This is a genomic window from bacterium (assembly GCA_020444065.1).
GTDB lineage: Bacteria > Sumerlaeota > Sumerlaeia > SLMS01 > JAHLLQ01 > JAHLLQ01.
This window is the reverse complement of record JAHLLQ010000002.1, coordinates 515,420-537,937: the sequence shown is the minus strand read 5'-3', so window position 1 is coordinate 537,937 and position 22,518 is coordinate 515,420. Positions and strand designations below refer to the sequence as shown.

Annotated in this window: 16 protein-coding genes; 10 read left to right on the top strand and 6 right to left on the bottom strand. The window is 59.2% G+C overall.

The annotated features are described in order from the left end of the window. Positions 1-89: 89 nt before the first annotated feature. Genes KQI84_06615 through KQI84_06605 form a run of 3 tightly spaced genes read right to left on the bottom strand, consistent with a single transcriptional unit; the run spans position 90 to position 2,746 of the window. Positions 90-1,247, bottom strand: coding sequence for an HlyD family efflux transporter periplasmic adaptor subunit (locus KQI84_06615; GenBank protein MCB2154541.1), 1,158 nt, complete (start codon positions 1,245-1,247; stop codon positions 90-92). Positions 1,248-1,277: 30 nt separating this feature from the next. Next, on the bottom strand, positions 1,278-1,967 hold the full coding sequence (locus KQI84_06610; protein ID MCB2154540.1) for a DUF4956 domain-containing protein: 690 nt from the start codon (positions 1,965-1,967) through the stop codon (positions 1,278-1,280). Beyond that, the gene (locus KQI84_06605) at positions 1,964-2,746 is read right to left on the bottom strand and encodes a polyphosphate polymerase domain-containing protein (GenBank protein MCB2154539.1); all 783 of its coding nucleotides are present in this window, start codon (positions 2,744-2,746) and stop codon (positions 1,964-1,966) included. The genes KQI84_06610 and KQI84_06605 overlap by 4 nt, the downstream gene beginning before the upstream one ends. Positions 2,747-3,226: 480 nt before the next feature. Here KQI84_06605 and KQI84_06600 point away from each other — a divergent pair, with 480 nt between their 5' ends. Beyond that, complete coding sequence (locus KQI84_06600; protein MCB2154538.1) at positions 3,227-6,115, top strand: glycoside hydrolase family 31 protein; 2,889 nt, start codon at positions 3,227-3,229, stop codon at positions 6,113-6,115. 81 nt (positions 6,116-6,196) lie between these two features. Here the strand turns inward: KQI84_06600 and KQI84_06595 are convergent, their stop codons facing one another. Next, positions 6,197-6,871 (bottom strand): prepilin-type N-terminal cleavage/methylation domain-containing protein, encoded by a 675-nt coding sequence (locus KQI84_06595; GenBank protein ID MCB2154537.1) that lies wholly within the window; start codon positions 6,869-6,871, stop codon positions 6,197-6,199. Between the two features lie 256 nt (positions 6,872-7,127). On the opposite strand from KQI84_06595, the gene hutI reads away from it, so the two are divergent. The 4 genes from hutI (at position 7,128) to KQI84_06575 (ending at position 11,503) form a co-directional block, all read left to right on the top strand. Next, a complete protein-coding gene (gene hutI / locus KQI84_06590) occupies positions 7,128-8,333 on the top strand; it encodes an imidazolonepropionase (GenBank protein ID MCB2154536.1) in 1,206 nt (401 codons plus the stop codon). Further along, entirely contained in the window at positions 8,330-9,307 is a 978-nt protein-coding gene (locus tag KQI84_06585; GenBank protein MCB2154535.1) for a formimidoylglutamase, read from the top strand. Before hutI ends, KQI84_06585 begins: the two co-directional genes overlap by 4 nt. A 220-nt stretch (positions 9,308-9,527) precedes the next feature. Then, positions 9,528-11,000, top strand: a complete 1,473-nt coding sequence (locus KQI84_06580; GenBank protein MCB2154534.1) for a serine/threonine protein kinase — start codon at positions 9,528-9,530, stop codon at positions 10,998-11,000. After that, positions 10,997-11,503: a hypothetical protein gene (locus KQI84_06575; protein ID MCB2154533.1), complete on the top strand. Its 507-nt coding sequence runs from the start codon at positions 10,997-10,999 to the stop codon at positions 11,501-11,503. The genes KQI84_06580 and KQI84_06575 overlap by 4 nt, the downstream gene beginning before the upstream one ends. Before the next feature lie 3 nt (positions 11,504-11,506). Here KQI84_06575 and KQI84_06570 read toward each other — a convergent pair whose 3' ends face one another. Next, the gene (locus KQI84_06570) at positions 11,507-12,454 is read right to left on the bottom strand and encodes an LD-carboxypeptidase (protein MCB2154532.1); all 948 of its coding nucleotides are present in this window, start codon (positions 12,452-12,454) and stop codon (positions 11,507-11,509) included. Continuing rightward, positions 12,451-12,948: a hypothetical protein gene (locus KQI84_06565; GenBank protein ID MCB2154531.1), complete on the bottom strand. Its 498-nt coding sequence runs from the start codon at positions 12,946-12,948 to the stop codon at positions 12,451-12,453. Before KQI84_06565 ends, KQI84_06570 begins: the two co-directional genes overlap by 4 nt. Before the next feature lie 265 nt (positions 12,949-13,213). Between KQI84_06565 and KQI84_06560 the strand changes: the two genes are divergently transcribed. From KQI84_06560 to dnaK, 5 genes are all read left to right on the top strand, one after another. Continuing rightward, a complete protein-coding gene (locus KQI84_06560; GenBank protein ID MCB2154530.1) occupies positions 13,214-14,473 on the top strand; it encodes a right-handed parallel beta-helix repeat-containing protein in 1,260 nt (419 codons plus the stop codon). Positions 14,474-14,501: 28 nt separating this feature from the next. Continuing rightward, complete coding sequence (locus KQI84_06555) at positions 14,502-16,490, top strand: proprotein convertase P-domain-containing protein (protein ID MCB2154529.1); 1,989 nt, start codon at positions 14,502-14,504, stop codon at positions 16,488-16,490. 134 nt (positions 16,491-16,624) lie between these two features. Beyond that, a complete protein-coding gene (locus KQI84_06550; protein ID MCB2154528.1) occupies positions 16,625-17,446 on the top strand; it encodes a metallophosphoesterase in 822 nt (273 codons plus the stop codon). 142 nt (positions 17,447-17,588) lie between these two features. Then, positions 17,589-18,461 carry a dockerin type I repeat-containing protein gene (locus KQI84_06545; GenBank protein MCB2154527.1) on the top strand — a complete coding sequence of 291 codons (873 nt, stop codon included), beginning with the start codon at positions 17,589-17,591 and terminating at the stop codon, positions 18,459-18,461. A 292-nt stretch (positions 18,462-18,753) separates the two neighbouring features. Beyond that, positions 18,754-22,455 (top strand): molecular chaperone DnaK, encoded by a 3,702-nt coding sequence (gene dnaK, locus KQI84_06540; protein ID MCB2154526.1) that lies wholly within the window; start codon positions 18,754-18,756, stop codon positions 22,453-22,455. Positions 22,456-22,518: the final 63 nt, after the last annotated feature.

The following is a 22,518-nucleotide window of genomic DNA, read 5'->3' as shown; positions in this document are numbered from 1 at the left end:
TCTCCCCAGAATACAGAGAACCCTCCCAACCGCGTCAAACGGTCATTGCGGAAAGCGATGGGAAATCGTGTGTTCAGCCGACGCGGGTCCTACTGGTGGAAGGTAATCGTAGCGCGTTCGCCGGGCAGCAGGTTGCTGGCGCTGCCCAGTGTGAGCAGAATGGCCCGGCCAAACTCGGGGCGATTCGGATCCCGGAATAGACGCGCCGGCACCACCTGGACGGCGGGGCTGACGGAAACGACCTTTGCCTCAGCCAGGACTCCCCCGCCGGGCTGCGCGGAGCGAACCTCGGCGATGTCGCCGGGATTCGGCTCCATTCGGGCGTTTTCCGGCAGGTAGGCGACGATTGTCTCGGCACGGCGCTCTGTGACCGTCAGGATTGGCGTTCCGGCGACGATGTTCTCGCCCGGCGTCGCAGCAACCTGGGTAATCACACCGTCAATCGGACTGCGCAGTACCAGCGAGGGCAGATGCGTGCGGGCAAGGTCCACTTCGGCCGCCAGCACATCAAGCTGCTGGCGAAGAGGCGCAACGGCCACATCGACTTCGGACTCCAGGCCGGTGACTTCCTCGAACTTCTGGAGCCGGTCCTTGGACTCCTTCAATTGGCCTTCGGCTTCTTCCAGGGCCTTCTGTCCTTCGGCGATTGCCTGCTCGAGGGCCTCGGCCTGGACGCTGGCGATATCATAGTCCATCTGCTCGCTGACGCCGGCATCGATCAGACGCTCGGAGTACTGGCGCTCGACATGCAGGCGATTCAGGTCCACGCGACTGGTTTCGATCTGAATGCGTCGATTGACGATTTCGAGACGGGCGTTTTCGACGTCCACCTGGAGGCGGCGCAAATCCAGTTGGCGCGATTCGTCCGCCAGCTTCGCTTCTTTGGCGAGACGAGCCTGCTCAGCGGTGACCTGCGCCTGGAGGGTCTGTGCCTGGGCTTCCAAGACGGAGAGCTCGGCGCGGACTTCCGAATCGTCGAAAGTGGCCAACACATCGCCGGATTGCACGTCGTCGAGAATGCCGACGGGAAGCGTAACGAGACGAGCATCCACGAGCGGCGCAAGGTTGGATTGACGTCCTTCAACCAGGCCCGAAACGGTGACGCTACCCGACTGGCGATTGTAGAGGATCACACAGATTCCCGCGGCCACGACCCAGATCGCAAAAGGCAACAGGGTGGTCTGCAGGATGCGCAGACGCCGGGAAACCGGAATTGGGATCTTGCCTTTCGAAACTGGTTTCGTCATTGCTCGATCTCTCCAAATATCTGTCGAAGGTCAGACCTCCGACTGATCCTCCTGCCTCAGAAGCGAGACGCCGGAAACGCCTTCCGTCGCCGTCAGTTCTCGGACCAACTCATCGGTGCGCTGCGGGTCGCGCAGCAGCAGCCGGTACGAATAGTCCATCACGCCGCGGACGCTGTCGGCCCGCTGGCTGACGATGTCGCTGCGACGGCAGTGCCGCGCCAAGACGTCGATAAAGGAATCGGAACCTTCCGTCAGCGCCTCAAAGCGCAGCAGGGCATCGTGCCCATGGCGGGTGCCGAAGCCGGTCGTCTTCAGGTACATCATGACGAGTGCGAAGAAGACGACGCCGACTGTGATTGCGAGGAAATTCGTCGTCCCTGCCCCGAGGCCAACGACGATCTCCATGAAAACGTAGGTCGTGTCGCGTGTGTCCTTCAGCACATTCCTGAAACGAATCACGGTCAAGGCGCCGATCAGGCCGAACGCGACAACGACGTTGCTGCCCACCACCATCATAACGAGGGCCATGATGATAGCGAGAAGGACAAGGCTCTGCACAAACGAGCGGCTGTAGGAGACCCCGGAATGGGTCCACATGTAGATCCATGCGACTGCCTGCCCGGCCAGGAAGGCAAAGGCGAGAGATGCCAGGATCATCCCCAAGGAAGGGGCATTGGTCATGGCCTGGATGCCGGCAAAGAAGTTCGTCAACTCGTTCATCGAATGCCTCCCGGCGTCATGGCGAACTGGCGGACTCCGTGCCCAACGCCGTGAATCGTATCCATGCAAAGCAGGTATTTGGGGACGGACTGGCGATGCAGTCCGAAGTCATGCACAAGCGACTGCAGCCATGGTGGTATCGTACTCTCGAACTTGATCTCGAGGATCGTGCGTTGCTCGCCGATGTTCTTCCAGCCGGGCGACTCTCGCCGGGCGAAATCGTTTCCAGTCACAACATGTCCCTGGACCTGGGTATCGAAGGTGACCCGAAGGTACTCGTGCTCCGGACCGGCCCATGCCTCGCGCATGTAGCGCACGTGGCAGGCGGGCTGCAGATTCAGGCTCTGCATCGTGTCCAGCAAGAGCCGAAGGCGAGCCTGCGCGCGGGAAGAAGTGCTGAGCACGTGCGCGGGAGCCACAATCTGGCTGCCCATCAATTGTGCGAGGGCGGGGCGGTCGAGCTTCGCGCGCAGTTTCGAGATCGCGTCGGTCGTGCGACGCTTCTCCTCGAGGAAAATCGGTGTGTCGGGCTCATCGTCGTACCACCGCAAGCGCACCTTGAAGCGGTTCTTCTGCCCCATGGCGGTACTTTTGTAGCAATGATGGTCGGGAGAGTCGAAGTAGAGGCTGGTGTTCAGGTAAGAAAAGCCGGGGCAAAGCTCGCAGTAGGGGTCCATGGTCATGTGAAAGGACAGGACGCGGCGGATTTCTTCCGCCTGAAAGGCTGAGATCAGATACTTGATCTCAAATCTCGAAGTGAAGAGTTTGTCCCCGACCATAGTTTCGCACCCGCTAGGCCCTAACCAGAATCTAATATTGCTCGATGCAGTTCCGGGGTCAAGGTCCATCGCCATCTGGAATTCAATCGGCGATTGCGCTTCAATCGGCGGCCGAATCAACGGGCCTGGCTGCCAGCCGGCTGGCTGACTGCCCAACCATCCTGATTCCTGAGTGCGTTTGTCGCTCGGCTTTTCTGTGTCCTATCCGGGCAATTGGCCCGAATGCCCCTGTTCCTGGCTCCCCTTTGGAGCGACTTCTTGCGTTGCACCCCCGTCGCATGATGCCCCCGTGCATCAATATGAACGTACGTTTTGGTGCTGCTGCGCACCCCTTTTATTGTACGTTTTAGTGATTTTCCTCCTACTTATCGCTGTTGCAGGTTGTCACTGCGCAAAGCGTGCCGCACTCTTCCCTCACATCGGATCAATCCGACGGGAGATTGGGGTTGGAGCGATTCGATCTGCGTGGAGCAACGAGACTTGTCACCAAGGACTGCCCTTCTTCCCATCAAGTGCCTCAGCCTTTGTCTGCTGATGGCTCTCGCCACTGCCACCCTTCACGCCCAACCGGCTCCGCTGCCGGGACAGGGCAAGGCGAACGCCGATGCCATGATCCGCGTCGGCAATGCGCGCATCACAGTTCTCAGCCGATTCCTGGTCCGATTGGAATGGAACGAGTCCGGTCGCTTTGAGGATCGTCCAACCTTGGTGTTCACCAACCGGGCGGTCGAGGTGCCGGAGTTCACTCAGGAAGTCGAGGGCGAGTGGCACGTCATTTCGACAGAAGATCTGACGGTTCGCTACTCGATCCATGATGGGCGTTTCTCTGCGGAAAACCTGGAAATCGAATACGTCGTAGATGGAGAACCAAGGGTCTGGCACCCCGGCGACCCGGCGACGGAGAATCTCCTGGGGACGGTTCGAAGCCTGGACGGGACGGATGGCGATGTGCCGCTGGATCAGGGACTGCTCTCGCGCGACGGATGGGCCCTGGTGGACGATTCGTTCACGCCGGTATTCGCGCAATTGGATCCGCCCCGCGTGGAGGGGCGTCCGAAAGACGGTAACCTCGACTGGTACTTCTTCGGTCATGGGCATGACTACAAGGCCGCACTGGCGGACTATCGAAAGCTCGCCGGCCCGATTCCGATGCCCCCACGCTATGTCTTTGGCGCGTGGTGGTCGCGTTACTGGCCGTACACCGATGCGGAGTTGCGCGAGTTGGTCGCGGGGTTTGAGGAGCATCGCATTCCACTGGATGTGCTGGTGATCGATACGGACTGGCACCTGCCGGGCTGGACGGGTTACACGTGGGATACGGATCGCTTTCCAGATCCGAAGGAGTTCCTGGGTTGGACGGAGAAGGAAGGCCTGCGGGTGGCGCTGAACATCCATCCGCACGAGGGCGTGAAGAAGCACGAGGCGGGATTTGAGAACGTCGCGAAAGCCTTGGGAGTCGATCCTCAGAAGGCCGACGAGATTCCATTCCAACTGCTCGATCCAAAGTACATCGCCGCTGCTTTCAAGTATCTCTATCGACCACTCGAAGAGGCAGGCGTGGATTTCTTCTGGCTCGACTGGCAGCAGGGAAAAGACTCCTCTGTCCCGCGCCTGGACCCGCAGTGGTGGCTGGATTTTCAGCACTGGCGCGACCAGGTTCAGGCTCGTCCCAAGCAGCGTCCGCTGAACTTCAGCCGCTGGGGCGGCCTGGGGGACCATCGCTATCCGATCGGGTTTTCCGGTGACACGTACAGCACGTGGGAAGCGCTCTCGTTCCAGCCGTACATGACGGCGACGGCGTCCAATGTTGGGTTTGCTTACTGGTCCCACGACATCGGCGGGTACTTCCCCGGTGCGGTGAATGGAGAGCTCTTCACTCGGTGGGTGCAGTGGGGCGCGATGAGTCCGATCCTGCGGACTCACGCGAATCTGGCCGACGATGCAGAACGTCGTCCCTGGGCCTTCAAAGAACCGTATCCGGATGCACTGCGCGAGGCGTATCGTCTGCGCTACGCGCTGCTGCCCTACGTTTACACCTTCGCCCACGAGGCCTACGAGACTGGCGTCGGGCTGCTGCGGCCGATGTACTACGAATTCCCAGAGTACGATTCGGCGTACAACTTCGGCGGCCAGTACTTCTTCGGCGATCAGATGTTTGTCGCGCCGATCGATTCGCCCGTGCGCGACGTGAATGGAATGGCCGAGAAGATCGTTTGGGTTCCTGATGGCATCTGGACCGAGTGGTATACGGGCGAGATCTTCCAGGGCCCGCGCATCTTCCGCGTGCCGGCGGCGCTGGACGAGATTCCGATCTTCGTCCGCGACGGCGGTATTGTCCCGCTGGCATTGGGCAAACCGATGCGTTCGGAGGCGACGAAGACTGCGCCGCTTGCGATCAAGATCTTCCCCGGAGACCGCGGAGAGTTCACGCTGTACGAAGACGACGGCCTGACGAATAGCTACATGAACGGCGAATTCACACAACTGCCAATCGAGCATCATTTCGAAGCGGATGCTCGCCATCAAATCTCCATCGGACCGATGACCGGCAAGTTCTCCGGCGCTGTCGACAAACGCGAGATCGAAATCCGTCTGCCAGGAACTTTTCTTCCGGTGGTCGTGTTGCTAGACGGATCGCGCATCGAGTACGATGGTTCGATCATGGCGCCGGTTCGCACATGGTACTACGACGCGGAAGCCATCGAGACGGTCGTGCGGCTGGGCGAGATCGACTTGCGAAAGAAGACCGTCGTCACGGTGATTCCGCAGAGCCGTCGCGCGGATGGCTTTGTGCGAGGCTATCGCGCGGACATCGCATCGTATCGACGCGCGGAAGACGTGCTGGCTCGCGAGGCGCCCGAATCCAAGTCTCACCAGATGGTTCTGCAAACGCTAAAGGACATTCGCAGCATCCGGGCGCTTCCCGATCGCATGCAGCCGGTCCTGGGGCCGATGGAGAAAATGCGCGTCGAGATGGTGCAGGCGCTGGTGGACGATGACGACGTCAGCACACCGACGCGCAGCCGCGCGCTGGCCCAACTCGTTGCCCTGACGGGTCACCTTTCAATCGAGCGCTCTGAAGAACCGGAGCCGAAGGCGACCGCGCGCGCGGAAGTTATCCTGCGCACGAGCCCACGCCTGATCGGCAAGATCACGCTGCAGCCGCCGGATCATTGGCAAATCGAAGGTGTGGCGAATCGGACGCTCGAAGGAAGCGAGACGGAGAATCGCGCTCTGGCCCAGTGGGAGATCAAAGCCGACGATCCCTCGCGCAACGGTCACCTGAGCGCAGACGTCGAGATTCGCTGGCACGACATTCCGCTGTATTTCACGCTCGAACGGACGGTTCCGCACGCGGTTTTTGAGTAGGCATAATCAAAAAGGAAAACCCGGGCAAATGCGCTCTTGGCGATTCGCCCGGGTTGCCATCCTGATCAATTGTGGCGAAGTTTACCTCAGAATGCTGGTTCCGCTCATATCATACACAACAGGATCGGTGTGCTTCTGGCTGACGAAGATCGAGCCTTCGCTCACGCAGCCGTTGCTGGGATCATACTGGGTCCAGAACAGCTCTGTCGTCTTCACTTCTGTCGCCATCGGTCCGATGGACATCAGGTAGTAGGCGCCGAGGTTTCTGTCGAACTGGCCAAGCGCACTTGAAGAGATGTTAATGACACCTCCTGACGCTCCAGCGGCGTAGACAGCGGTCGAATGGTAGTCCTGGTACGTGTAGAAGTGGTAGTCGACGCGAATCGCGTCTTTGCCCTTCACGAATGGATCGGGGTAGTCGAATCGCGAAACGTACGATACGGGGGTGGTCAACCAATACCCCAGCGTCTGGTAAATCGGCTCACCATTGTACCTGTCGCCCGGGGTATTATTGAGTCCAGCGATGTAAGTTCCCCACGACATGCGAGGCGGCTTGTTCCAGTCGACTGCGTAGCTTTCGATGCCCGTCCGCAATGTGCGGAGATCGGAGAGCACGCGGGAGTGCTTGGAGCGGGTCTGTGCACAAAGGAAGTTCGGCACGGCGATGGCGGCTAGGATGGCGATGATCGCCACCACGATCAGCAGTTCGATCAGGGTGAATCCCCTGCGATCGATAGGTTTCGGAAGTGTCCTCATAGTACCATAATCCTGGCTCGGGGTTCGGCCCCTAGACTGCGGGCATCGGGCTCATTGAGCCTTGGCACGCAGACTAGAGACCTCGAACAACCTTCCATGTGAGGGGGACGGCCATTCTCCCGTCAAGGAATTCCTGACCGAATACGCTCGTGTTTCGTTCCAACGCAAAATCCGGAATCCAATTGCCCACCGTGGGCATATCGTGTCATGGTCCCTTGACATCGATAGAGAATGTGAGACTTCCAGGATAGTGAACATGCAAACCCTTTTTGAAAACACTCGTCTCTTCCGGGCCAATCCGGATCACCCGACCGTCGAGGAGGACATGGCGGTGCTTGTCGAGGATGGCATCATTGCCTGGGTGGGGCAGCAGGAGGCCATTCCGCAGGATCGCCTGAATAAGCCCGAGCGGCGGGATCTTGGCGGCCATTTGCTGACTCCCGGCCTGATCGATTGCCACACGCACATCGTCTGGGGAGGGACGCGCGAGGAGGAGTTCGTTCGCCGCGCGGCCGGGGCGAGCTACGAGGAAATTCTGAGGCAGGGCGGCGGCATACTTTCGACAGTGCGCGAGACGCGTCGAGCCGATGCAGGCGAGCTCTTCGAAAACGCTCTCCCCCGCCTCGAGCAATTCCGCCAGCAGGGCGTCACGACGATCGAAGCCAAGAGCGGGTATGGCCTGACGTTTGAGGACGAAATGAAGATTCTCGAAGTCATCCGCGACCTGGATGAAAAGTCCTCGATCGAACTCGTGCCGACGCTCCTTGGTGCTCATGCAGTGCCACCCGAGTTCAAGTCCAACCGCGGGGCATATGTGGATCTGGTTTGCGAGAAGATGATCCCGGAGGCCGAGGGACGCGGTCTGGCGATGGCTGTGGATGTGTTCTGCGAGCGCGGAGCATTCACATTGGAGGAAACACGCCGGATCTTTGAGGCAGCGCACCATTCCGGGTTCCACTTCAAGGTCCACGCCGAGCAGTTGACGCATACGGGGGCGGCGCAACTGGCCGGCGAAATGGGAGCCCTTTCGGCGGATCACCTGGAACATCTGGATGATGCGGGCGTCGAAGCCATGCGCCAGGGTCGGTCGGTGGCCGTGCTGCTGCCGGGAGCTATGCTGACGCTTGGAACGCAACGGCCTCCTGTCGAGAAGTTGCGTGCGGCCGGCGTTCCTATTGCCATTTCAACGGACTGCAACCCCGGCTCGAGCCACACCACAAATCTGCATCTGATGATGAGCCTGGGGGCGATCATGCTGGGCATGACGGCTGAGGAAATCATGCTCTCCGTCACGCACAATGCAGCCAAGGCGCTCGGACTCGATGAACGGCTCGGGAGAATCGAGGAAGGCCTGGAAGCGGATCTCTGCGTGTGGAATTGCAGGTCATTGGCAGCGATTCCCTACGGGTTAGGTGAGAACCTGGTGATGCACTCCTACAAGAAGGGGAGGATGCTGACATGAAACTCTGGGGAGAGAGGCTGGTTCCGCCGGACGGGGCGTACTTCGTCGGCGGGCATGACGTCCAAGATGTGAAGATGGGCCAAGTGGTTCGCGCCGGGACATCGGAGGGCGATGTCCAGGGGGCGGATGCGGTGATCCTGGGGTTCCCCACGGACCAGGGCGTGGCCCGCAACCATGGCCGAGTCGGGGCAGCTTTCGGTCCCAAGGCCATCCGCGAAGCGTTCTACAGACTGAACGCCTACGATGCAGAGCGCGATCTGGATCTGTCGTCGATGAAGATCGTCGATATCGGCGACATCAAGATCAACGGACGGCTGGAGGAAGAGCAGGAGCACCTGGGGGCGATTGTTGCCCGCCTGTTGAAGATGGACATCGTGCCGGTAGTGCTGGGCGGAGGACATGAAACGACCTATGGGCATTTTCTCGGGTACGTGGAAGATGTTCGTCGGCTGGGAATCGTGAATGTGGATGCTCACCTGGATGTTCGAGAGCCCAAAGACGGTCAACCAACCAGTGGCACGTCTTTCCGAATGGCACTGCAACACCCGAGCGGTGCGCTCGGTGGGCGCTACACGTGCCTTGGAGCGCACCCACACGCGAATTCAAAGAAGTACACGGAGTGGGTGAAGGCGCAGGGCGGGCGCATCCACTGGTTGGACGAGTTGCGCCGGCTCGGTTTATCGGCGCCTTTTGGGAGCGCTCTCGCATCCTATCGAAACCACGATATTCTGGTCACTTTCGACATGGATGCGGTTTCCTCGTCGTTCGCTCCCGGGACAAGCGCGGCTCAGCCAATCGGGCTGACGGGCTTCGACCTCGTGATGGGCGGCCTCCTGGCGGGAGAAAACAAGTCCGTGCGAAGCCTTGATATCGTGGAGGTTGCGCCGCCGTTGGATAGAGATAATCAGACGGCTCGCCTGGCGTCCCTGATCCTGCATTCCTTCCTTGTCGGGCTGGCATTCCGCGTCCGGTGAGAGCGGGAAACCGGGCTTGCGAAAAGGTCAGAAGCGGGTTGCGTTTCGCCAAGAAGTCATGGTCTGCTTGGGGTGGCATGAGTCTGCGCGTCATGCGGCGAACGTGGAGTTAGAATTTTGTTTCCCCACGGGCCGAATGACAGGAGATTCGGGTTGCCCGGGGCCAAATGGGCCCCTATTCAGAATTGACGCATGAAGAAGAAGGGCCAAGGCGGTTTGCATGACCGAGAACAAAAAGCCCTCCGGCGCCAGCAATGATGTTGCCTCGCCTCCCTCTCGCCAATCGAGAACTGAAGCGCTTCTGAACGAAGGAGAAGTGCTGTCGGGTGGATTTGTCGTGGGCGAGATCGCCGGCGAAGGCGGTATGGCCACGGTCTACAAAGCCCTGCAGAAGAGCCTGAACCGAACGGTCGCGATCAAGGTCCTCCATTCACGATTCGTGCGAGACCCGGAGTTCGTCAGCCGTTTTGAGGCGGAGGCGGGTGCCCTCGCGAGTCTGCAGCATCCGAACATCGTGAACATCATCGATCGCGGGCATGATAGCGGCCGGTACTTCTTCGTGATGGAATACGTGGAGGGCGAGACGCTCGACAAAAAGATCGTCGAGGATCGCTTGTCTTTCCCTGAATGGCGCGCAGTCGTCACGGCATGTGAAGAGTCTCTCGATTACGTGCACAAACGCGGCGTTGTTCACCGCGATATCAAGCCGTCGAATATCCTGATCGATAAGCAGGGCCACGTCAAAATCAGCGACTTCGGAATCGCACACATCCTGGGTGGCGACGAGGGTGAGGCGGCCCAAATCACCGCTCCCGCCCGCGCTGTCGGCACAGCGAATTACATGGCGCCGGAGCAGACTGCGGATCCTTCGAACGTCGATCACCGTGCGGATATTTACTCGCTGGGCGTGACGTTCTACAAGATGCTGACGCGCATGCTTCCTGTTGGCGCGTTCCCATCACCATCGGAAGCGAATCACAACGTGCCGGTGGCCGTGGATGAAGTCATCTTCAAGTCCATGTGCCCGGATCGCGACGATCGCTATCAGACAGTGCGTGAATTCTGCGACGATCTCAGCAAAGCGCTGAAGGAACAGACTGTCAGTATTACGTCCGTGCTGGACTATCGGAATGCACGCACCGGTTCGGCACTGTATACCGGCAAGGACTTCCTGACACCTCCTCCGGCCGCGCGAGCACAAGCCGCTCAGAAGGATAAAGAGAAAGAAAAGCCGAAGGAGAAGAAGAAGGAAGAGAAGAAACAGAGGCAGAAGCAGGATTCTTCGGTCGAGATCAAGAAGTCCAAAGCCTCGTCGAAGCAGGTCAAGAAACCAGCCGGAACGCCTGCTCCCGTGAAACGGAAATCAGGCGAGAAGAAGACTCCCGCGCCTGCGGAAGAATCAAGTTCCGGCTGGAAGATGATCGCCCTCGCAGCGGGCGGCTTGGCCATCATTCTTCTGGTGGTCGTGATCTATCTGGTGACCTCTACAAACGAGGCACCGCGGACCGAGCTAAGGCCTGGAGAGATTCCCGAAGCGGTATCCGAGGAACGCGAGCGCAAGATCCGCGAGATCCTCGAAAGCCGGAAAGATCAGGAAGATCAGGTCCAGACTCCGGAAGTCCAGCCGCCGTCTGAGGTTGTGCCGGACGAGATTCCGACACCTGCGGAAGAAGACTCCCCCACTGGTTCGTGATGAAGACGCGCTACCTTCTCAATGCCCTGTTACTTGCAGCAATAACGGTCTGCCTGTTTGGATGCGGCAAGGAGGAACCTTCGGCTGCAGAGATGCTGCTCTCGCAGAAGCCAGAGCAATCCATCCCCGGCCCCGGCCAGGGAATTCTCGGATACAACGAGCCGCTCGAAAGCCAGAAGAGCGTCGGTCTGCGTGCAACGACGCGTGGTCGCCTGCTGGCCATCTCAGTACATAATCAATCGAGCGAAGCGATCATTGTCGGGCCGGAGCAGTTTCGGATTCTACTTCCCGATCATCGCCAGTACTCTTTCACGAAAGAACGCAACGACCTGTCGGGGTTCCCCGTGAAGGAGCTTGAGTCCGGTCAGCGTGATGTCTTTACGGTCGCGGTGGGAGGCCTTCCCAGCGTGGACGGATTGCCCCTTGTATTCAATTACCCGCCGGCTGGAATTCTGATGCGGGTCCAGATCGAACCCGTCCAAAGTGGATCCAGTTGGGAATGAGCGTCAGGGCGAAGTAACCAGCGCTTCTTTCAACAACAAGTCTCCGCGTGTTGCTTCCATAACCACTCGACAACCGAATGGCAGGCTTGCGCATGGGCGTCCGTGACCACAGGGGACTCCACCGAGCACGGGAATGCCCAACGGCGCGAGGCATCGCTCCAGGACGACCTCAGGTTTGTCACGCGTGGCGTGTTCCGATTCGCAATTTGTGAACTGGCCAAGCACGATTCCGCGAACGCGACTCAGGTACCCGCTCTGCACGAGATGGTTGATTGCGCGATCAAGGCGATAGGGTTCTTCGCCGACGTCTTCGAGGAACAGGATCTTGCCTTCGGGCGAGGGGATGTACGGCGTCCCCAGCAGTGTCGTAAAGACGGTCAGATTGCCGCCGATGAGAGTCCCTTCCGCGTGGCCGCCGCGGATCACCCATGGCTCCCGCCATTCCATCGCATCGGCCAACGATCCCACCGGCTCGGGTGAAGTCAAAATGCGCACCATGAGGTCGCGGGAGCGCTCATCGAGCGGTTCATTCACAAGAGCCGTTGCAATCGTCGGTGTGTGCAACGTTGCCATGCGTGCTTTGCGTCCGAGTGCGCCATGCAGCGACGTCAGGTCGCTGAAGCCGGCAAAGATCTTCGGCTGCTTCTGGAGAACGCTGAAATCGAGCTTCGAGAGCAGACGCCCGGAGCCGTAACCGCCTCGCACACAGAAGATTCCGCGGATGTCGGGCGAATCGAATGCCTGCTGAAGATCGCCCCCCCGCTCATCATCGGAGCCTGCGAGATAATCGATGCGGCCACGCACGTGCGCGCCGCACTCGACCTCGAAGCCAAGGTTTTCAATAGCAGCGATGCACTTCTGCAGTTCGTCCTCTGACTGCAGGGGTCCGGCGGGAGAAACCAGGGCGACGCGGTCGCCGGATTGCAGCGCGGGAGGGCGCGTCCAAGTCATGTCGTCCCCTCGGAGGGCGTATCGTAGAGTTGCTTCAGTTCTGCCTTAAGATCATCCCAGTTTTCGAAGACTGCTGTGGCACAGCCAAGGATCCAACTACTGACCTCCGAGCGCGGCGCGTCCAGAAGCAGGTACACGGGGATCTGGTGCCAGTACGCCATCGTGAGTTCGCCGTGTGTTCCTCCGCCTTTGGACGTTCCCGGGCACCAACGACAGATCACGTAGTCGGTGTGCTCGAGCAGGAGTCGAAGATCGTGGTGAATGATCTTGCGAATCGCCTGGCGGAAGCGCGGCAAATTGGTTTCCTTCCAGATTCGGAGATTCTCTTTCTCCTCATCTGTCAACTGCTGGAAGTCGTGTTCGGTTGGGTCGTGTACCTTGTGACCGAGTTCATGATCGAGCCACTCGGCGATCTCGCGCCGCCAGGCAATGCCCCCATCGGCGGCGTACTCGATCGCCCCTGCCAGATAAGTCGTCCGTGGTTCGGATGTCATTTCTCTCCAGCCCCTAAGCGAGAATGCACGGCATTGAACGTTGCCCGGGAACAGGTCGCAAGACGCAAGTTGCGAATGTCCTCGAACGTTTCCCACGTGTTGACAGAGCGACAGGAATGGCCTATGGAGTTCTGTATCAATCAAACGAGGCGTCGCGATGCCGCCCTTCTCGCACGGAGAAGAGGTGTCGCGATATAGAGGAGGGTCGAGACAGGGCTTGTCCCGACCCGGTGGTCATCATTTTGGAGGAGGGCGAGGTCTCTCCATGAAACCTGCATGGTTTTCTAATTTGTGTTGGGCGGCGGCGCTGATTGCGCTCGTTGCGTTGCTCCAGGCTCGTCCGGCGATGGCAGCCGATGGGCAGATCGATCTGCTGCTGGACCCAACCGCGACAACAACGATCAATACGTCGGGCAGTTACATCCTGGTCGATGGAGTGACGATGACGGCAGATGTGCCGGCGATCACGATCGCGGCTTCCGATGTCACGATCGATTTGCACGGATTTACCCTGACTGGATCGGGCTTCAGCGGAAATGCCGATGGCATCAATATCACTGCCGTTTCAAGTACTGTTGTTCGCAATGGCCGGATTGAGAATTTTGGGGATCGAGGATTGGAGCTTGGGGCGAACTGTCGAATCTCCGATTTGGAGGTGAGTGGAAACGGCGGCTGGGGAATCTACGCAGCCAGCCAGGCGATCATCGAAGACTGCATCATCGAAGGAAATAACAAGGACGGCGGCGATGGCGGGATCAAGGTGTCGAGCACGTCACAGATTCGGCGGTGTCTGCTCAGCAGCAATTACAGCAGCGGCAACGTCGTTGGGATTCAGGCCGGACTTGGGGCAATAATCAGCGACTGTGTCGTCGAGAATCACCGGAACAATTCGGGAACCGGGACCGCATACGGAGTGGATGTTGATGGCGGAGTTGTCGAGAACACGCGAGTCTCAACAGTCTCCAGTTCGTTGGACAGCGTCATCGTCGTCGGCATTCACACCGGTGATACGACCGTGGTCCGCAATTGCCAGGTGAACGTGGTCGAAGTGGGAGGTTCGCTTAGCGAAGCGATCGGTATTCGCGCGGGCCAATACACGCAGATCACGGGAAACTCTGTCTACGGAATCACGGCGGCAGATTACGCTTCGACCGCCATCGGGATTCGGGCCGACAGAGCAGCGGTGGTTCGGGGAAATACAGTCTACCAGGTGCTTTCCGACGGAACAGAATCTACTTCGATCGCCGCGTGCATTTATGCATATGGGAACGGATGTCACATCGAGGAGAACTACTGCTACCTCGCATGGGGATATGTTACGGGCGGCCCAACCCTGGGTTCTTTTGGAATCTATGCCCCAAGCAGCGTTGACGATGTTTCCGTGATCCGAAACCGAACGCACTCGAATGCAACCAGCGGTATTCAAGTCAGCACGAATTGCTATCGCGCAGGGAACCTGACGACGGATGGCGCGGCCGGCGGCACGGCGGGCACGGTGCCTGGCGGTGCGGACACAAATTTCTGATCACTCGAATTTCGATAAGGAGCCTGCGATGATTGCATCGCGCGGCGTTTGTTGTGTCGTTGCTGCCGTTGCGCTGGTGTGTGCGCCGGTCTCAGCGACTGTCGTCCTGTTGGTTGCATCCTCGGATGCCGATGGATCGTTCGGCGCTGTTCCGAGAATGGATCATCAGGCCGCAGCGTGGAATGCCTCTGGATTCTGGGGCCCGGCGCTTGATGAATTGTCCGATGATCTCCCATTGGGAGCAGACATCGATGCGATCGCCTTTCTTGCGACGGGAGAAATCGCCTTCTCGCTCGATGCCGATGCGTGGTTGGCCGGAATACCGTACGCGGATGAGGATGTCATCCTGTGGAGCGGCTCGACGTACAGCATGTTCTGGGATGGCTCTGCGAATGGCCTTCCACGCGGAGCCGATCTGGATGCGCTCTATGTCATGAGCGAGTCTCCTCTGAAGTTCTACTTCTCTACCGACAGCACCGTGAGACTCTCTCTCCCTAGCGGAGACGAGGATGTCGCCGACGAAGACGTAGTGAAGTTTGAGGCGGGATCGGGGTTCGTGGAAGTCTCATTCGATGGCACTGCCAAGGGGATTTCGCCCAATGTGAATCTCAATGCAATGAGTGTCAGCGATGACGGAATGTGGGCACTGGGATTCGATTCGCTGACCCAGTTCCTGCCGGCATCCGCTGGGAGCGACGTCATCCTTGAATACGATCCTTCCACGGGAACGATCTCTTCCGAACCAATCTATACGGATTCTCAACTCGGTCTCGCAACGAGCGCGGAGATCGATGCGCTCGAGCTGGATATCTCGCGCCTCAATCACTTCGCGTGCGAAATTCCGCCGGGCACATTGGCAATACCGGACAATGATCCAGCAGGGGCGATGGATAGTCTCAGCATTGTCAGTAGCGATGTGATCGTGGGATTGGCAGTGTCTTTGACCGCCTACCATGGGCGTGTTGGCGACCTGGTGATTTCATTGCGGCACGAAGATACAGGCACATCGATTACGCTCTTGGATCGGCCGGGAGCCCCGTATTACTGCGAGGGCGACGACATCGATGTGATCCTGGATGACAGCGCCCTGCAGCCCGCCCAGTTCATGTGCAACCTCGCGCCACCGGCGATCTCCGGCATTCTCTCTCCTTGGGGTAACCTCGGGAGCTTTGCGGGTGAGACGATCGGTGGAGATTGGACACTTGCCGTCTCAGATCGCGCGACGGGCGAAGCGGGCTATGTAACGGAGTGGTGCCTGATCCCGGAGACCGTGCCACCGACGCCGACTCCTACACCAAGCCCGACTCCTCCGCCGATCTTGCTTTGCGCATGGCCACCCGCACCCATCGACATTCCGGACAATTTGCCGGCCGGCGTTGCGGATTCCTTCCTGGTGCCGGATTCAGGTGCAATCCTGGACTTGGATGTCATGTTGATGGTGGATCATTCATTTGTCGGCGACCTGGTTGTGACGCTGCGCCACGAGGAAACGGGCCGGGAGATCACGCTGCTGGATCGTCCCGGAGTTCCGGGTATCGACAATTGGGGATGTCCGGGCGATGGCCTGGATGTTATTCTGTCGGACGAGGCGCAAACGCTGGCGGAGGACGAATGCCAACCGTCCGGGCTGGCGATGGCCGGCGAGTTCCGGCCCAATGAGGCGCTCGCTGCATTCGATGGGGAGGATGTTTTCGGAGTCTGGACTCTGAACGTCTCCGATCACGTCTCCAAGGATACGGGTGTGCTGTTCGACTGGTGCCTGCAGTATTCCTTCGTGCCCGGTGCTCCGACTCCGACGCCCAGCCCGACGGCTTCGCCGACGCCAACGCCGGTTCCTCCTCCGGTTCCAGGGGACGAGAACGGCGATGGGCAAGTGACGCTGTTTGAATTGAATGCCGCGATTCTCGGATTCCGGGGCATCGGACCCGTGCCGCCTTCGGCGGATACCGATCACGACACGATTCTCTCCATCGCGGAGATGAACGCCGTCGTGATCGCGTATCGAACGAACATCTGATTCTCGTTGACCAATTGCGTTTACGCCCATTCAGGTCGTGGGGGAAGGTTGCACACGGGGGATTGGCGATGGATCAGCAATCCGAAGAAACACCTCAACCGAAGAAGCGACTCCTGACTCGGCGCCGGTTCCTGATGGGACTGGGCGGGTGCGCTCTGACTGCATCCGGGCTGTTGGGCTACACGGCGCTCGTGGAGCCACATTGGCTGCAGACAGTCCAACGATCGCTCCCGATTGAGAACCTGCCTGATCGCCTGGTCGGCAAGACGATGCTGCAGTTGAGCGATCTGCACACGGGCCGCCCGCATGTCGAATCTGACTACCTGATCCGTGCGCTCAAGATGGCTCAGGACCTGAAGCCGGACCTGATGGTCTTGACCGGTGATATCGTCGAAACGAAGTCCCAAGGCGCAATGGAAGCCGCGCGCCGAGTGCTGGCGCACTTGCCTCGGCCGCCGCTGGGGGCGTTTTCGATCATGGGAAACCACGACTACGGTCCGGGCTGGCGGCACAAGGAAATGGCAGATGCCGTGGCCGACCTGCTCGTTGAGAATGACGTGGAGGTGCTGCGGAATCAGGTCGGTGAAGTCGAAGGGCTCCAGATCATGGGGCTGGACGACTTGTGGGCGCGGCAATTGGACGGCCCGTACGCGATGTCGCTGCTGAACCCTTCTCGCCCGACGTTGGCGCTGGTCCACAATCCCGACGTTTGCGACATGGGTTTCTGGGGGGATTTCCGATGCTGGATTCTGGCCGGTCACACGCATGGTGGCCAGTGCAAGCCCCCGTTCCTGCCGCCTCCGATGCTTCCGGTGAAGAACAAGCTGTACACGCGTGGGGAGATCCCATTGGCGCCGGGACGGACAGTGTACATTAACACTGGCCTGGGCTATCTGCGGAAGGTGCGCTTCAATGTGCGGCCGGAGCTGACAATGTTCCGCCTCGAGCGCGCTTGATTGCGATTCCGGCATTCTTGGTGACAGATGTCAATTTTTCCTGTCAAATCCGTGTCGTTTGTATTGACGGACGACGGATCGGGTTGCACAATGCCTTGTAGTATGTGGTCTATAAGGCCTTCCAATTCAGTGGAGAAGGTACATGATGCAACGACATCCCTCACTCAAGTGGAAAGCGATCCTCGCGGCAGCGGCTCTGCCGGCGGCGCTTTTCGCCAATCAGGTAGTTTATGATACCAGTTTCGAAGACTCCGGCAGCAGCGGCGCGGAAGACTACGTCGCGGGCACCTACAATGCTCCGGATACGGTCGGAAGCTGGAATCTCGTTGCTGGAACCGCCACGGTGGAGACGGGCACAACGCCTGACGGCAGTGACCAGTTGGTAACGCTGTCTCAGAGTGCCCAGTTCGATCGGGACTTCTCCAGCCTGATCACAACTCCGCCCGCCGACGGAATCTTCATCGAGGGTTACTTCCGCGGTGAAGGCAGTTCTCTGACGCTCTCCGAAGCGACGTATCCGACGGATCAGTCGGCTTCGGCGATCGTGCATTTCAGCTCGGGCAACGGCATTGAGCTTTTCAATGGCGATGGCAGCGGCGGCCTCTCCTCGGTCGTGAGCGCCAATGTCCCGCTCGGCGCAGGAAATGCCTCCACCTGGTATAAGATCACGGTCTACTTGGACTTCGCCGCGCAGACATGGGATTGCTACGTGGATAACGCCAAGAAGAACGCCAGCGATCTGGGATTCCGGGACAACGTGACGACGCTGAATGGCTTCCGTAACCTGTCTGAGACAGCGACAGGATTCGATGCCTTCCGTGTGGTGATCCCGATTCGGGGCGATGCAAATGGCGATGCCTCCGTAGACGCTGCGGATATCGTTCGTCTGGTGGAGTACGTGGAGCTTGGCAGCAGCCTGGATCCGATCCTGGCCTTCAACGCGGACATCGATGGCGATGGCTCGGTTGGCGCCAGTGACTGGCAGACGCTGGCCATGCAGATCGTCGAGAACTGAGTTCCGACGAACCGGCACTTGAGATCTACAAGCGCCGTCGGCTTCTTGACCCGCCGCAGGCATCCGAATTGGGTGCAGGTTCTTTGGGGCGAGCGGAGAAGCCGGCGGCGCTCTGCTTTTTATCACTGGGCAGCGGGGAATCGGGGGGAGCGGACTTGACGCCAACATGCGGGTGAGTTGGTATTGCACTTAGTCCGCAAGTTGTCTCGGATAGAGTCCGATTCCTCGGAGAACCGAGGGGTGTCGGGACTGGCTATGCGGGGGAAATCATCCACCACGGATCGTACGCTCCATGGATTCAAACAATAAGATTATCGGTATCGATCTCGGCACGACGAACTCGGTTGCGGCCATCGTGCTGGGCAATGAGCCGGAGGTCATCCCCAACTCGGAGGGGAGCAACAAAACGCCATCCGTCGTCGCCTTCCTGGAAAGTGGCGACGTGGTCGTCGGCGAGATCGCCAGACGTCAGGCGGCAACTAATCCGCTGTGCACCATTTCAAGCATCAAGCGTCTGATGGGGCGCTCCTTCGAGGAAGTCGAGGAATCCGGCGAGCTCTTCCCCTTCCAGATTGTCTCGCACGACAGCGAACTGCTGATCGATATTAACGGGATGGGCTACCGCCCCGAGCAGATTTCCGCGCTGGTCCTGAAGAAGATGAAGGAAGGCGCCGAGGAGTACCTAGGCGAGGAGATCGTGCGCGCAGTGATCACGGTCCCCGCGTATTTCGATGACCTACAGCGTCAGGCGACGATTCAGGCCGCCGAGATGGCGGGGCTCGAAGTGCTGCGCCTGATCAACGAGCCGACGGCCGCGGCGATGGCTTATGGCATCGGACGTTCCGAAGACAACGATGAGATTGTTGCCGTGTACGACTTCGGTGGCGGCACGTTTGATATTTCGCTCCTCGAGATTAACGGAAAGACGTTCGAAGTCCTAACGTCTACTGGCGATTCGCGCCTTGGCGGCGACGATCTGGATAACGCGATTGTCTCAGTGATCGTCGAGGAATTCATAGACGAGCACGGCGTCGATCTGACTCGCGATCCGGTGACGTTGCGTCGCTTAAAGGAAGTCGCAGAGCGCGCGAAGTGCGAGCTCTCCGGAACGACGCAAACAACGATGGCTCTTCCGTTCATTGCCTACCGCGACAGTCAGCCGCTTCACCTCGAACGCATGATCACTCGCGATGAATTCGAGGATCTGATCGAAGATTTCGTGCGCAGCACCATCCGGTGCTGCAAACATGCATTGGATGAGGCGAACCTGAAGAAGAATCAGATTTCGAAAGTCATCCTGGTTGGCGGGACGACGCGCATTCCGCTGGTAATGGATGCCGTCGAAGAGTTCTTCGATCAGCAGGCTTTCCGCGGCGTGAATCCGGACGAGGTTGTTGCGCTGGGTGCAGCGACGCAGGCGGGCGTCTTCGAAGGCAAAGTCCAGGAAGTGACACTTCTTGACGTCACCCCGCATTCGCTCGGAATCGAAGTCGAAGGCGAGAAGTTCTCGCGCATCATCGAGAAGAACTCGACGATTCCGATCAAGGCGGCGAAGACCTTCACGACGACCGAGGAGAACCAGGAGTTCGTGATCATTCACGTGCTCCAGGGCGAAAGCGACGATGCGGTGGAGTGCCGCAGCCTTGGCAAGTTCATGCTGACCGGAATCCCGCCCGCCTCCGCAGGCGTTCCCAGAATTCGTGTCACGTTCTTCATCAACGCCGACGGCGTGATGGAGATTTCGGCAGAGGACATGAAGACCGGCCAGGCGGAAGCAATCACGATCGTGCACACGAACCTGACCGAAGAAGAGCGTGGTCGGCGATCGCGCAGACGCCAGCGACGCAGCCGGCGCGGAGGTCGCAAGGCCGGCGGAACGGGGACCAGTGCAAAGCCTCGTCGCGGGCGGATCGACAAGCGGCGTCGCAGCGGAGTCGAAGAAGAATCACGCCCGTCGCCGGAAGGGGCGCCGCTGCCGGCTTCGGCATCGAGCAGCGGCATTCGTCCGCCGCGCGAACCAGATCCGGAAGATACCTTTGCCCCGCCGCAACAATTCGCCGTCCTCGGCGACACGCGTCCCGGTGAACGGCAAGGCATTGGCGTGAGAGCCCATCTGTCGGGAGACATGAACCAATCGATGTCTCCGGTGGACTACTCGAAGGCTCCGCCGATGTACACGCACGCGCAGGAAAGTCCTGAAATGCGGCAGTCCTCGCCGAGCGGAGAGGTTCCGATTCCTACGGCCCCGGACTCGTCGCGCGCTTCGACGCACCATGTTCCCCGCGAGGAATCTAGCACTGGAAATCGTCGACTCGACGACACGCAGCTCGAGGCGCCGCCGGAACAAAGCTTCGAGGACTCCATGCAGATCGATATCCCTGAGCATGTCCGGGAAGCGATTGGGCTTGCGGAGGATGGCGTAGAAGACGAACGCGCAATTCACCTCTACACGCAAGCCATCGAGGCTTTGCAGGGCGAGCCTTTCACACACATTCAGACGTTTGCTATCACGCGGGCACGCGCGCTTCTGAATCTAATGCACGGCCAGATGGAGGGGACACGTGAAGCACTGGCTACCTGTCGTGAGAAACACACCGGGAAGTACCGCCAGGATGTGATCGACTTGCACGATCGTGCGGTGGATCGCTTCGGGCACGTCGCTCTGCTACGCGATCGCGGTGAGTTACACGAACAGCTCGGCAACCTGGCGAAGGCCAGCGCTGATTTCGAGCAAGCCATGCGACAGGCACCAAGCGAAGGCGATGTCGATGTCCTTCGCCGTCTGTATAATTTGCGCGTCGAACAGGAGAACGACCCGCAGGCGAAGTTCAAGCTGGTGAAGCTGCTGCTGAAAAACAACGTTGTGGATGAAGCGATCGAGATTCTCCAGGACCTGCAGCACCACAAGAATTACGAAACCCGCGCGATGAAGATTCTTGGTCTCTGCCACTGGCAGAAGAACATGCACTACATGGCGTGGCAGAACTTCAAGCAACTGCCGGTCGACGAGGATCTCCGCGACATTCTGTATCGTCTGGCAGCGGATCTGGACGCATCCGACCAATTGCAAGTGGCGGTCGCGGTGCTCGAGCACTTGAACGAGCGCACTCCGGGCTATCGCGACGTGGAAGCTCGACTTCGCAAGTTGAAGTACCGCCTGAAGCTGCAGCAGGAGGAAGAAGATGACAGTCGCGGGCTGCCGGTCCTGAGCAAGGACAGTCGCTTCGTGATTCTTGAAGAGATTAATCGCGGTAGTATGGGCATCATCTACAAAGCAAAAGACAAGATGCTCAATGAGATCGTTGCGCTGAAGGTGCTCAATGATTATCTCTGCAGCGATCCGCAAGCCGTCGAGCGCTTCAAGAGCGAGGCGCGTGCCGCGAAGAAGCTCTCGCACCCGTACATTGTCCGCATCCATGATCTGTTCGAAAGCGATAACAAGCGTTTCCTGAGCATGGAGTACATCGAGGGAACGGATCTGAAACGTATCTTGGCCGAGCGCACGTCGCTGACCGAGGAAATGATCCTCTACTACTTCCTACAGATCTGCGACGCGCTCAGCTACGCGCACCGGCTAGGGATCGTCCACCGCGACATCAAGCCGGCGAACATTATGATCACGAATTCCAATGCGGTGAAGATCACCGACTTCGGAATCGCAAAGATTCTGCGCGGCGAAGAATCCACCAAGAGCGGGACGGCCGTGATCGGCACGCCACTCTACATGGCGCCGGAGCAGATCATCGGCGAGCCGGTCGATCAACGTACCGACATTTACTCGCTCGGCATCATGCTGTACGAGACATTGTCGGGGAATCCGCCGTTCTATCTGGGCAACATCGAATACCATCACATTCACACCGCACCGCCGCCACTCTCGGAGCGCATCTCGAAACACCTGCGCGACACGATCATGCGCATGATTTCGAAGCGCCCCGAAGATCGCTTCCAGTCGATCGAAGAGTTGTTGCCCGAGGTGAAGGCGAAGGGCTGATTGTTCGCCTGACAAGGATGAAAGAAAGGACGGGGTACTGCTGATCGGCAGTACCCCGTCTCC